At 40.6% G+C, this 13,386-nt stretch carries 12 protein-coding genes; 2 read left to right on the forward strand and 10 right to left on the reverse strand.

Annotated features, from left to right (window positions below):
- Nucleotides 1-131: 131 nt before the first annotated feature.
- From ACRAD_RS09505 to ACRAD_RS09515, 3 genes are all read right to left on the reverse strand, one after another.
- Complete coding sequence (locus ACRAD_RS09505) at nt 132-1,658, reverse strand: TerC family protein (RefSeq protein ID WP_005026963.1); 1,527 nt, start codon at nt 1,656-1,658, stop codon at nt 132-134.
- A 344-nt stretch (nt 1,659-2,002) separates the two neighbouring features.
- A complete protein-coding gene (locus ACRAD_RS09510; RefSeq protein WP_005019406.1) occupies nt 2,003-2,185 on the reverse strand; it encodes a hypothetical protein in 183 nt (60 codons plus the stop codon).
- Nucleotides 2,186-2,479: 294 nt separating this feature from the next.
- A complete protein-coding gene (locus ACRAD_RS09515; RefSeq protein WP_005019405.1) occupies nt 2,480-3,715 on the reverse strand; it encodes an acetamidase/formamidase family protein in 1,236 nt (411 codons plus the stop codon).
- Between the two features lie 240 nt (nt 3,716-3,955).
- Between ACRAD_RS09515 and ACRAD_RS09520 the strand changes: the two genes are divergently transcribed.
- Both ACRAD_RS09520 and ACRAD_RS09525 read left to right on the forward strand, forming a co-directional pair.
- Nucleotides 3,956-5,140, forward strand: a complete 1,185-nt coding sequence (locus ACRAD_RS09520; protein WP_005019404.1) for a DUF1615 family protein — start codon at nt 3,956-3,958, stop codon at nt 5,138-5,140.
- Nucleotides 5,107-5,760: an HAD family hydrolase gene (locus ACRAD_RS09525; protein ID WP_005026966.1), complete on the forward strand. Its 654-nt coding sequence runs from the start codon at nt 5,107-5,109 to the stop codon at nt 5,758-5,760. Before ACRAD_RS09520 ends, ACRAD_RS09525 begins: the two co-directional genes overlap by 34 nt.
- A 27-nt stretch (nt 5,761-5,787) precedes the next feature.
- Here the strand turns inward: ACRAD_RS09525 and proB are convergent, their stop codons facing one another.
- The 7 genes from proB to ACRAD_RS09560 all read right to left on the reverse strand — a co-directional run bounded on the left by proB (nt 5,788) and on the right by ACRAD_RS09560 (nt 13,306).
- Nucleotides 5,788-6,921, reverse strand: coding sequence for a glutamate 5-kinase (gene proB, locus ACRAD_RS09530; protein WP_005019402.1), 1,134 nt, complete (start codon nt 6,919-6,921; stop codon nt 5,788-5,790).
- Nucleotides 6,922-6,938: 17 nt separating this feature from the next.
- On the reverse strand, nt 6,939-8,147 hold the full coding sequence (gene cgtA, locus ACRAD_RS09535) for an Obg family GTPase CgtA (protein ID WP_005026967.1): 1,209 nt from the start codon (nt 8,145-8,147) through the stop codon (nt 6,939-6,941).
- Between the two features lie 224 nt (nt 8,148-8,371).
- Entirely contained in the window at nt 8,372-9,061 is a 690-nt protein-coding gene (locus ACRAD_RS09540) for a hypothetical protein (protein ID WP_005026972.1), read from the reverse strand.
- A 12-nt stretch (nt 9,062-9,073) separates the two neighbouring features.
- Nucleotides 9,074-9,784: an MFS transporter gene (locus ACRAD_RS09545; RefSeq protein ID WP_171063941.1), complete on the reverse strand. Its 711-nt coding sequence runs from the start codon at nt 9,782-9,784 to the stop codon at nt 9,074-9,076.
- A gap of 149 nt (nt 9,785-9,933) precedes the next feature.
- The gene (locus ACRAD_RS09550) at nt 9,934-11,391 is read right to left on the reverse strand and encodes a glyceraldehyde-3-phosphate dehydrogenase (protein WP_005019394.1); all 1,458 of its coding nucleotides are present in this window, start codon (nt 11,389-11,391) and stop codon (nt 9,934-9,936) included.
- A 263-nt stretch (nt 11,392-11,654) separates the two neighbouring features.
- Nucleotides 11,655-12,590, reverse strand: a complete 936-nt coding sequence (gene rarD, locus ACRAD_RS09555) for an EamA family transporter RarD (protein WP_005026975.1) — start codon at nt 12,588-12,590, stop codon at nt 11,655-11,657.
- 131 nt (nt 12,591-12,721) lie between these two features.
- Nucleotides 12,722-13,306, reverse strand: coding sequence for a lipocalin family protein (locus ACRAD_RS09560; RefSeq protein WP_005019391.1), 585 nt, complete (start codon nt 13,304-13,306; stop codon nt 12,722-12,724).
- Nucleotides 13,307-13,386: the final 80 nt, after the last annotated feature.

Consider the following 13,386-nt stretch of genomic DNA (forward strand, 5'->3'; position numbering starts at 1 on the left):
AAACCGGCATATAACGGGCTATTCTAGTTATTTAAACGATGCTTGCTCTTCTCTGTTTAAATTTAGGCTTGCATATGAATACATTAAAATAAAAAAGAGCTTCTTAAAGAAGCTCTTTTTAAAAGACCAGATTATGATTGATGTGTAATCTGAACAGTCTTGATTCGGTTACCTTCCAGTTCTGTCACTTCAAAATGTACACCCCGGAAATCTAGTTGAGTACCGATTGTGATCTTATCCTGAATTTTATCTAAAATCAGACCAGCTACACTCACATAGTCTGCATCATCTTCTACCAAGTCTAGCATGCCAAGCTCCAGTTCTAGTTGATACAAATCCAGACTTCCAGCAGCTTTCCAAGTGCTTTCATCAATCTTTACCAGGTCAAGCTGTTCATCGGCATCTGGAAACTCACCTGCAATTGCCTCAAATACATCTAGTGGTGAAATAAGTCCCTGGATATTACCAAACTCATCATTGACCAATACTAGCGAGCCTTTGGAAGTACGCAAAGTATTAATCGCATCAATCACTTTCATTTTTTCAAAAATGTAGATTGGACGTTGCTGTTTTAACAGGGCTTTTAGCTGGACTTCATCTTCAAGTACATCTAGCAGTTCCTTGGCACGTATCACGCTGATTACTTTATCAAGGCTACCACGGCATACAGGAAACAGGCTATGAGGAACAGATAATACCTGTTCACGAATCTGTTCAGGTGAATCCTCAAGGTTTACCCAGGAAATCTGGTTACGGGGAGTCATAATTGAGGCTACTGAGCGTTCGGCAAGTGTCAATACTCCACCAATCATATAGCGCTCTTCATCTACAAATGCATCTTGCGCTTCTGTAGATTGTGCATCAGCCACAGTTTCTACACGTCCACCCATCAGTTTTAAAATCGAGTTCGCTGTACGATGACGCAGAGGAATTTTTGCCTCATGCTTTGCTGCATTTCGCGAAGTAAACTGATTAAATATCTCAATAAGAATTGCAACACCTATACCTGAATAAATATAGCCTTTAGGAATATGGAAACCAAATCCTTCAGCAATCAGGCTAATACCAATCAAGAGCAGGAAGCTTAAACACAGGATAATAACGGTCGGATGACGGTTTACAAATTCAGTTAATGGTTTGGAAGCCAGCAACATTACTACCATAGCGACAATCATGGCGGCCATCATGACATAAATATTGTCAACCATTCCAATTGCAGTAATCACCGAATCTAAAGAGAATACAGCGTCGAGTATAACAATCTGGGCTACAACCGCAGTAAAACTTGCATAAGCTACATTTGTAGTAACTTTAACTTCAGTTTTACCTTCCATCCGTTCATGTAATTCACTGACTGCTTTATAAAGCAGGAACAGACCACCGAATAAAAGAATCAGATCCCGACCGGAGAAAGTCCAGTCAAAGACAGTAATAAGCGGTTGAGTCAAAGTGACTAACCAAGAGATAGCAAATAATAAGCCCAAACGCATTACTAGGGCTAAAGAAAGACCTATTACACGGGCTTTGTCCCGTTTTTCAGGAGGGAGCTTGTCAGCCAAAATGGCAATAAAAACCAGGTTATCAATACCTAGAACAATTTCTAAAACAATCAGGGTAAGTAAACCCACCCATATGCCCGGATCTAATAAAAATTCCATTAGTTTAGACCTCCGGATAAATGAGGCTGATTAAAAATAATTTTTGATCGACACGGCGATGGATCCATATAAGTGAACCTTTTCAACTAAAGATAAAATTATTATGCACACTTTTAGTAAATTGTAATTACTTTTTTATAATGAGATGAAAGGTTTTATGTATAACTGCTATAGCCTTTATGAATTATTAGATTCATTTATAATTAAACAGAGAGTAATTTTTTATTATTTAGAAAATATAAATATTATATAATTTGAACAGGTTTAATATAGTTATAATAAAACTGTTTTTGAAAGCAGGGCTTTAAAGTTCACAGCTTATATCTTATAAAGCCCTGTATTGTCTAATCTGAAGAGGCGGATGATTTGTGCTCTTGTTCATATTGATAGTCTAAAGCAGCTTTTTGGGCTTCGGCTGCAGCAATGGCTTCTGGTGCAGGTCGATCCGCGGTAGAAGCAGCAATAACAGAAGACGTAAATGACGTACCAGTTAAAGAAAGTATAAGAACTGCGTAAATATTCTTCATTTTGATTCCTCTACTTTTTAAATCGCTTTATAAGTCATTTAATACCCCCTATTAAGCTGGGTCTGTAAGAGGATGGTCGAGAAATGTAAGGGCTTAGCCCCTATAATTACTTAGGCAACCTGAATAATCATTTGATTAAATAAAAGTGACACTTAAAGACTGAATGTATATTTTTATAATAAAAAATGTAGAGTCATAACATATTATTAGGCTAGTTAGTTCAGTTTAAGTATCCCTATATTTCTTTAAGAGCAAGAGAAAATATCCTCATCGATATTTTCTCTCTTCTCCCATTTATCTGCTTTTTTCTGGCTGATTAAATTCTTTGAAATCAGCTTTTCGAATCATAGCGTGAATTCCTTTAGTCCGGTCTACTACTTGTGAAACTTCAAAATCAGTAGCAGCACTTAAATAAGCATAAGCAAGTGCTTCATCAATACCATATTCCTGATTTAAGAACCGGATAGCTTCACGGGTGGATTTTTTCATGGCTATATCAAGGTCTTCATCTAATCCTGGTGTAATCCAGAATTGATCATTTTCAGCCAGTACATGTTTAATCTCCTTACCAGGAATTTTGTCCTTTCCAGCTTTTAGCAGTGTAAATTTCAATGTAGCGCGTGCTGAACCTTCAAGTGCCGTTAAAGCGACTTCACCATCGCCCTGAACGAAATGGCTATCACCAGTATAGAAAAGTGCGCCAGGAACCTGGACCGGATAATAAACAGTTGAGCCTTTACCTAACTCGTTAATATCAATATTTCCGCCAAAGAAAGCAGGTGGAATTGAATTTACTGGTTCACTGGTATTAGCAGCCACACCCATAATTCCCATAAATGGTGCAAGAGGGAAACGAATCGACTTGCCCTGTTGTGTTTTTAGTACACCTTCATATTCTCCCTGAGCATTTTTCTCAATAGGTGTAAAAACTGATACATTGCCATAACGTTCCGGGTGTAAGTGGGAAGCACCTTCCTGTACTGTTTTTTTAGGGTATTCTCCTACTAGAGTGCCTTTACCATGACGGTTAGAAATTACCCCATACGGAACTCGTGGTTCAACATTGAGTACTTCTACCTTTAATATATCACCCGGCATTGCCCCCTGTATTTCAATAGGCCCCGTCACAATATGTGGTCCATCTTTACTAAAATCATGTTTTAAAGCAGACTGCGTAATCATCTTTGCTTCATCTAGAATATATTCTGGCTTTACACCCTGGGAACGAAAATATTTTTCTGCATTACGCCCCTGATCTTCGAGCAGGCCTTCATGGGAAACAGTATCAAAAATAACAGTACTATCGGTAGGCACACTTAGAACTGGTCGAGAATCTTTATTAGGCAGATAACCCCATTGAATAGTTTTTAAAGTACTGGGTATATAATATTGATCTTTATACTTTCCCTGCGTTAAAAGTCCCGGCTGATTACTTATCTGTTTAAGAACTTTAAACTCTTCTGCAAAAGTTGAAGTAGAGCCTAGTAAAGCTGACAATATAGCCAGTGATAAAGTAAGCGGTTTATACATCCTATTTCCCTAAATTTAAAAAGTTGAATATTCATCTTTTTAAAAGCAAGGGTCATGCCAACTAGAATTATTAAATCTTATTCATCAATTCTCTGTCGCTTAATAATATGTACAGGGATATAGAATTATTTTTTAAACGGGCTTCTCTAATATACATATATATTCGTACATTTTATTAGCGACATAGTATACTTCATTCGCCTTAGGTGCTTATCCCTGTACTCATCTGTCTTCATTGTCATGAAAAAAAATTTACGCTGCACAACCGCCGTTAAATCCTTAAGTGTTCTTGTTCTGTCACTCAGTCTGATTGCCTGCGGCGAAGGCTCGTGGTGGTCTAAAAATGATGAGCCAGAATTAAAAGAAGAGCAGATTAAACGGCTTATTCCTACTCGTGTACAAAACCGTGGCTCTTGGGCTGGCGACTTATATGAGATTACTGACCAGTTGGGAATACCTAAAACCAAGGAAAATATCTGTACAATTATTGCAGTAGTCGATCAAGAATCTAACTTTGTTGCTGACCCGCAAGTACCGGGTTTGGGTGAAAAAGCTATACGTGAAGTTGATCAGCGTCTTGAAGATAAACTGGGTGTAACACTGGCCGGATATTTTAAGAATATGCTGAAAACCCAACCTTCTCCGGATGATAACTACCTGAGCAGAATGCGCAAGGTTAAAACAGAACGTGAACTGGATGAACTCTACCGTGAAATGTTTAATCATTTTAGTAAACACTATCATGTAAGTGCTCTAACCGGAGCCGCCCGTCTGGTAGGACAAGATGTTTCTGAACGTTTAAATCCGATTACAACCTTGGGTTCAATGCAGGTTCATATCGGTTATGCCAAAGAGCATAAGCGTTCTGGTATGAACATGGCTGAATTGCGTAGCGACCTGTATACCCAAAATGGCGGCCTATATTATGGGATCCATCGTTTGATGATGTACCCTGCTGATTATGACAAGCCGCTCTACCGCTTTGCAGATTATAACTCTGGACGCTATTCAAGCCGTAATGCAGCCTTTCAGAGTATGCTTAATGACTTAACTGAAGCAGAGCTAGACCTAGATGGTGACCTGCTACTTTATAATAAAGACGGTAGCATCCGTTCAAACAAAAGCCAGTCTGAACGTGAGCTGATTGCGGTCTTTGCTGCAAACAATGTTCTGATTACGCCACGCCAAATTCGCTCTGATTTAAAGGAGGAAAAAGAGCAAGACTTTGAAGATACTCAAACTTACCTTGCAGTAAAAAAACTCTACCAGGAAAAAACAGGTAAAGAACCAATTTATGCCATTATGCCAGAAGTAGTCATTTCCGGACCAAAATTAAGCCGTGACTATAATACCAACTGGTTTGCCACACGCGTCAATGGACGATATCAGACATGCATGCAACGCGCCAAACGTATCAAGCTATAAACCTTGCGCTATTTGATTTTGACGGTACATTGTGCCGTAGTGACAGCTTTACTGGCTTTATCTTTTATACGCTCTCTAAACGACATATCATGCGTCAAGGCCTGAAAATTCTCCCTTGGATTCAGGCCTATTATTTCAAGCTATACCCTGCACACCAGATGCGCCCGAAATTGTTTTCGGCCATGTTTAAAGATAGTAATGCCAAAAATATACATTCAATGGCAGAACAGTATGCACACTTGTTAGTACACCAGCTTAATCCTGAATTGTTAAGGCGTCTGAGACAACATCAAGCACAAGGTGACGATGTTGTTATTGTATCGGCTTCAATCGATCTTTATCTTGAACCTTTTTGCAGGCTGCTTGGAGTAGACCTGATTTGCACTGAAACTGAAGTACATCAGGGCAAATTGAGCGGATTTTATAGCAGTCCAGATTGCAGTTGCGAGCAGAAAAAGTTAAGGATACAAGAAAAATATACATTAACCGATTACCAGTCTGTTTATGCGTATGGGAACAGTTATGAAGACCTAGAAATGTTTAGTCTGGCTGATTACTGCTATATGGTTGGAGAAGATGCTGAACTGCCTACATTAGAGCCTATAAAAAAGCTCGCCTGAGCGAGCTTTTTTATTAATACAAGAATCTCAGTAAATCGCCATATGATTGCGATGAATCATTTCTAGAGAGCGTGCTTCACCAAGAACTTGATAAACTTTATTGGAAGATAGACCTTTTACAATTTCCGCAGAGCGCGAACTGAAATTCACTCGGCCTACTGCAATCCGTTTGCCCCGGCTATCTACACACTCCACAACATCACCACGGTTAAAATGGCCTTCCACGGCACGAACACCCACGGGTAACAGACTACGGTGTTTTTCACGAATAGCTTCTATCGCACCATCATCGATTACAAGCCGCCCGGCGGTCTGTAAATGGGCAGCCAGCCACTGTTGATGCGCAGTCATACGATCTTTATCAGTGGCAAATAGAGTCCCCAGCATTTCACCGCTCATCAGACGTGAAAGTACGTTGTCACTTTCACCACTAGCAATCAGGGTAGGACAACCTGATCTTGCAGCCAAACGTGCAGCACGAACTTTAGTGACCATACCGCCCCGGCCAAGTACGCCGCCACCGCCTGCCATTTCAAACAGACTATCATCGAGTGCACGCACTGTAGAAAGTAGTTTGGCTTGCGGGTTGGAACGCGGATCTGAGTCGAACATACCTTGCTGGTCTGTCAGAATAATTAACAGGTCAGCATGTACTTGTCCTGCCACCATTGCAGCAAGTGTATCATTATCGCCAAAGCGGATTTCATCCGTCGAGACTGTATCGTTTTCATTAATAACTGGCACCACTTGCCAGTCAATCAGATGCTGTAATGCATCACATGAGTTTAAATAACGTCTGCGGTCTGCCAGATCATCGTGAGTTAAAAGTACCTGTGCAGTTTGAATCCCATGCTTTTCCAATACACTGGACCAGGTTTGGATTAATCCCATCTGGCCAATGGCAGCACATGCCTGAAGACTGGGTAAATCTGTGGGTCGACTGCTCAATTTCATGCGCACCATCCCTTCTGCCACAGCACCGGAAGACACCAATATAATTTCATGTCCGGCTTTATGCAGGTCAGCAATCTGATTAGCCCAATGCGAAATTGCATTAAGATCCAGTCCCTGACCATTTGCTGTGAGTAAAGATGAGCCGATTTTTACAACGATACGTTTACAAGCTTTGAGCTGTCGCTGCCCATCTACCACTTCTATCATCATGTCCTCAGTTCTACTTAACGTACGTAGATTACTTCCACTTCATCATCGTCATCATCGAAGTCCTCATCATCCTCATGATCTGCAAGACGTTGCGCACGACGCATTGCACGATAGGCTTCTTTGGCGGCGATGGTTTGCTCACGTGTTTCAGCTTCAAGCTGTTCACGGAATGCCTTAACCTGAGCTGCATATTCAGGGTCTTCAATTTCACGTTCACGTTGCTGCTCAATCTGGTCCATCAGATAATAAACAACATCTTTTGTTCCTTCACTTAGCAGACCTGAAGTCTTAAACACCGGGCCATCCCACTTCAATTCATTCAGAATATGTTCACACCATTCTTCACGGCTATCCTCTGGTAACTGGTCGAGTTTGTTGAGAACCAGAACCACAGGTAACTGTGCCAGTGTTGGTGAGAACTTTTCAAGTTCACGTAAAATTGCTTGGGCATTATGTACCGGGTCTGAACCGTCAATCGGCTGCACATCGACGATGTGTAATAAAATACGGGTACGTGCCAAATGTTTCAGGAAGCGGATACCCAAGCCTGCGCCTTCTGCCGCGCCTTCGATCAGACCAGGAATATCAGCCATTACAAATGAACGGTGACGATCAGCATCAACGACACCCAGGTTTGGCACCATAGTGGTAAATGGATAGTCTGCTACCTTAGGTTTAGCTGCAGAAACAGCACGAATAAAGGTCGACTTACCAGCATTCGGCATCCCCAGCAGTCCTACATCAGCCAGTACTTTAAGCTCCAGACGGATCTCACGGTACTCCCCTTTTACACCAGTTGTGCATTTACGTGGAGCACGGTTGGTTGATGACTTAAAATGAGTATTTCCCAGCCCACCTTCACCACCACCGGCAACCAGTACTCTCTGGCCACTTTCAACTAGATCACCAATAATATCGCCTGATTCTGTATCCACTATAGTCGTTCCTACAGGAACATATAAAACAACGTCTTCACCACCACGTCCGGTACAGTTTGCACCTGCTCCGTTCTTGCCACGTTCAGCACGGAACTTACGGGTATAACGATAGTCGACCAGCGTACTGGTATTGTCATCCGCCTGGATATAAATGCTTCCCCCACGGCCACCGTCACCACCGTCCGGTCCACCAAAAGGTACAAATTTCTCACGGCGAAAACTGGCTACGCCATTGCCACCGTCGCCAGCCTCTACGGTAATGACTGCTTCATCAACAAAGCGCATATGCCAATCCTCTAAAAACTCTTAAAACCGCCTATTCTGCCATATTTTTACTAAATTCTCGAATAGAAAATATAGCAATTGTTTATTATAAGCCGGTATTTGCAAGCTTCATAAATGCTTATAAAGTTTGACGGTTTTTCTATAGGGTTTTTAGAGCTTTAAATCAGCAACTCGCTTAGTTTTAAATAAGCAACCTAAATAATTTAATTCCACTTTTAACTGTTCTATTGATATTGAATATAACTTAACGGCAGTAGCATTTTCATATCCAGATTGGCTTTGGTATTACGCTCAACGTTATACATGGTGGCTTCGAAGTTAGCGATCTTAGGAATATTAATCGGATCATTCAGTTCTAAAGAAGGATTAAGCTGATGCTTTACATGCACATTAATCGGTTGTTGGTTAAACTCGAAATACACCGGGCCATTAAATGCAATCTGGATGGGCAATTCATAAGTCCGGTTCAGTTCAAATGGAACATCAATATTTACCGGTACATCGAGTTTTAAAGGAAATTTTGGAAGTAGTTTGTTTTTATAGATCAAATCTGTAGTCGTTTCGATGGGCATCACTTGATTAATTTTGAGCATGGTCGAATATTTAATTTGTACCGATACAGGAGTGGTCACATTAAATTTTAAATCTGCCAGATATTTGCCATCCAATGGTAAAACCAAGTGGTGATCAAGATCAATTGATGAACTGATTCGCCCTATAGTCTGTGCAGTCAGATATTCTCCTACATGAATACGGGTACCTAGAGAATGGGGTAAAGTAATATCGGTCTGGGTCGAGCTCACCTCTAGAGAAGCCTGCACATTTAAATACAGCCAGAACACTAGCGCAATTAAGCTACTCACTAAAATAAAACTGGCCAGCCAAACTTTTAACGAGAAGTTACTGATATTCATCCTTAACTTCTCCTATTTTAAGGTGGGAGCTTGCGAACTGGCCGGTTCAGCCGTGACCCGCTTAAGTGCTATATGTTCAAGGGGTATTGAAAGCTCTCCCTTACGTATCTTTACCGGCAGAATATTCTTGACATCAACCGAAGCAGAAAGTGGCGCATTAACTGGAACACTGAGTCTACCTTGAATGGGAATACTTGTATTCAATGTTGTATTCAATGGAATATTCAGATTTTCACGAATCACCGTTTTGACTGGAGCCGTAAATTTTAAATGTACTTTCTGGTTTAAAGGCACTTTAATATCAATCGGCACATCAAGATCAATAGGAATATTACCTTTGAGCGGTAACGTTACATCTTTGCCCAAAATTCTGACTTTGACCTTGGTATCAATAGGCAGTTCCTGTTTCACCTTAAGTGTTTCTTTTACCGGTATAACAGTATTGATAGGTACTTCATTATCAAAATATACCCGTGGATTTAAAGTCTGAGATAGTGGAATATCAAGCTGTTCATGAATCGGTATACTGGCATTCACTTTTCCTTTGACATTCACATCTAGGGCCTCATGAATTTTAACGCGTGCTTGCAAGGGTTCCTGTAATTCAATATCAACTGCCTGATTTTGTAAGGGAATGTTGATCTTGAAATGTTTAAATGCCCAAATGGCAATCAGCACCCCGCACAGGGTCGCGAGTAGAATAAAGGCTATTCCACTTAGCATGGTCTTTATTTGCAAAATATCTTCCTTAACAACATATTATTTTTTTACTCATCAATATTGTTATAAATTTCTATGTGTTGTTCAGCAGTTTTTTTGTACAGATATAAAAAAACCCGGGTGAACCCAGGTTTTTTTAAAATACTTATGACTTATGCATTAGTTTCAGCAGGAATCTTAGGGTAACTTACGCCACCCATCTGCTCAGCAATACGTAATACCTGACAGCTATAGCCAACTTCATTGTCATACCATACATAAGCAGTCAAACGGTTGCCAGAAGTAATTGTTGCCTGTGCATCAAATACCCCTGCGGTACGTGAACCGATGAAATCGCTCGATACCACTTCAGTAGAGTTGGTATAGCCAATCTGGCCCTGCAAGTTAGAGTTGATTGAAATTTGACGAATAAATTCGTTCACTTCTTCACGATCAACTTCTTGGTCCAGAGTCAGGTTAAGAATTGCCAGTGATACGTTTGGTGTTGGCACACGTACTGAATTACCGGTTAACTTACCTTTAAGCTGAGGCAATGCCTTAGCAACAGCCTTAGCAGCTCCAGTTTCAGTAATTACCATGTTAAGTGTTGCTGCACGGCCACGGCGGTCAGCTTTATGGTAGTTATCAATCAGGTTCTGGTCATTGGTAAATGAGTGTACTGTTTCAACATGACCATTAATAACTTTATATTTTTCATCCAGTACTTTAAGAACCGGAGTAATCGCATTAGTAGTACAACTAGCAGCAGAGATGATTTTGTCTTCATCCAGAATATCTGCCTGATTTACGCCGTACACGACATTTTTCATTTCACCTTTACCAGGTGCAGTTAAAATAACACGTGCAGCACCTGGGCAATTCAGATGCTGAGCCAAGCCCTCTGCATCACGCCATTTGCCTGTATTATCAATAACTAAAGCATTTTCAATACCATATTCAGTATAATCTACTTCAGCCGGGCTAGAAGCGTAGATCACTTTGATATAGTTACCATTGGCAATGATTGCTTCATTTTCTTCATCAATTGAGATGGTGCCCGCAAATGAACCATGGATTGAGTCACGACGCAACAAAGAAGCACGTTTCGCCAGATCACCATCTGCACTTTTACGTACTACAATTGCTTTTAAGCTCAGACCACGGCCCAGACCAGACTGGCTGATAATCAGACGCGCCAGAATACGGCCAATACGGCCAAAGCCATAAAGTACAACATCTTTAGGCTGTGCAGAAGCAGGGTTACCTTCTAGTGACTTGACAGCCTCTTTTACAAAAGAGTCAACATCACCACCCTGTTCCTTATATTCAACAGCCAGTTTACCCAGATCAATCTCAGCAGAACCGATATTGTCGATTTTTACCAATGCCTCAAGGATTGGAAAAGTATGAACAACAGAAAGCTCTACATCCATTACGCGGGTACGACGATGGGCTTTTAAAATCTGGATTACTGAACGGTTAACTAAAGAACGGCCATAAACAGAAGTGACAATATTTTTTTCACGGTATAACTGGCCAATCAGCGCAATCATCCGTTCCGCAATTTCTTCACGGTTTTTCCAGCGACCTTGGTGTTCTGCGTGCAGGGCGATGATAGTGTCTTTGCTCACAAATACGTCCTCTAATTAATAATGTATCTAGGCGTGAATTTCAAAACCCGATAATTGTAATGGAATTATCGGCAAGAATGAAACAAAAGCTGAAAGGGCTGGTCATATTTTCCAATATATTGCTTATAATTTCATAAAATATCGCTAATTTTTTACAAAATTATCTTACAGGCTTATCTGTTCAGAATTCTAGAGATATGAATACTTAAATTGGGTGAATAAAATCACTTAGCAAATCATGTAGTTCTTACTCAAGACTCTAGCTAGTCATCTTTTAAACGGGTCTGGTAAGATTTCAGATTACGTACCAGATCCTGTTTATTTTTTTGCTGTCGGTATAAATGTAAGCTTCCTTCTACTACTAACACCAATACTGCACACCAGATAGGAATATAGGTCAGCCATTCATCGCCTGAGATTGCTTCGCCCAAGGCAACTGAAGCCAAGGCTAGCAGTACAGGTTCCAGATAGCTGAGCAAGCCAAAAATTACCATAGGCAAATAACGGCTTGCCAAAATATAACTGCCCAAGCCTAATGCACTTAACGCTCCCAGACCTGCTATCGCCGGGAATAGGTGGGGATAAGCAAGAAACTGACTGTAACTATGTAGACCAATGCTGCTCGAATAAACTGCAACCGGAAGAATTAATACAATATCCCACCAGAAGCCTCCCAGATGATCTGTATGAATTTTTTTTCGCAAAAAGAAGTAAAAGGGATAGGCTACGGCGACATAGGCTGTTTCCCAAGCTATACCGCCGATTCGCCAGAGTTCATGGCCAACACCTATAGCTGCCAGTGCCACTGCCACTACCTGAAATCTTGACAACTTTTCTTTAAATAAAATACACCCTATCAGCACCATGACCAGTGGTAATAAGAAATAGCCCAATGAAACCTGTAAGCCTCGTCCATTCATTGGACCCCACAGAAAGAGCCATAACTGGGAAGTACATAAAATGGAGCTAACCAATAACATTAGAATAAATTGAGGTTTGGCTTTAAGCCGCTGCCAAATAGCAGAAATATATTTAAAATCACCACTCCAATACATAAAAAATGTCAGAAATGGCAAAGTTGATAGCATACGCCAAGCAAAGGTTTGCTCACTATTAAGAGGAGCAAGAAAGGTTGTAAAAAAATAGAGAACCCCGAAGGTGAGTGATGCTGTAACGGATAGCACAACGCCTTTAAACACTTTCTACTGCCCCTCTATTTTTTAATCTTGCATTATAAAGGAGCAGAAAAGATAAATGGAAAATTCATCTATTTATTTAAAAATCATACTTAAACATGTTTTCTAAGACTCAGAAGATCAAGACAAATCTATTATTTAGTCGTATGTTGAGTATGAATAATATCATCAAGCTTATAACCCAATGAAGAAGCGTAATTCAGGTATTCATTTACCACGTCCTGTTTAACCTGTGGTGTACGTGACAGTACCCAAAGGTACTTTCGAGAAGGTTCCCCTACCAGTACTGTCTGGTAATTGTCATCAAGCTTCAAGATCCAATAATCGCCTCGGCCTAAGGGTAACCAACGAATTGCCTCTGGCAGGAAACTGACTTCAAGTTTACTGTTAAATGGAGGGTTAATCACATATGCTTCACCTAGTGAACGCATCATTTTACCTTCCTGGGTATAGCAGCGATTATCTACTGTTATGTTGCCATTTTCATTTAAAGTATAGGTAGCTGTAACATCACGCGCACATTTTCGCTGAAAGTACATAGGTTTTCGGGCTACTTCGTACCATACACCCAGATACTTATCCAGTTCAACTCGCTCAACCACAGGCATGGTTTTACTTTGCGCATACGCCATTGTCCCGACAGCAAGACCAGTTAGCAATGCTCCCCCTACTGCAATCTTTGTTAATTGCCAACCTGCTTTTGATATATTTTTAGTCATAGCACATGAAACCTCGTAGAAATGAAAGAGTTATTTCACAGAATAATCTAACTTAACTTGTTCTTTTTGCACTCTTTGTA

The organism is Acinetobacter radioresistens DSM 6976 = NBRC 102413 = CIP 103788, from assembly GCF_006757745.1.
GTDB classification, from domain to species: Bacteria; Pseudomonadota; Gammaproteobacteria; order Pseudomonadales; family Moraxellaceae; genus Acinetobacter; species Acinetobacter radioresistens.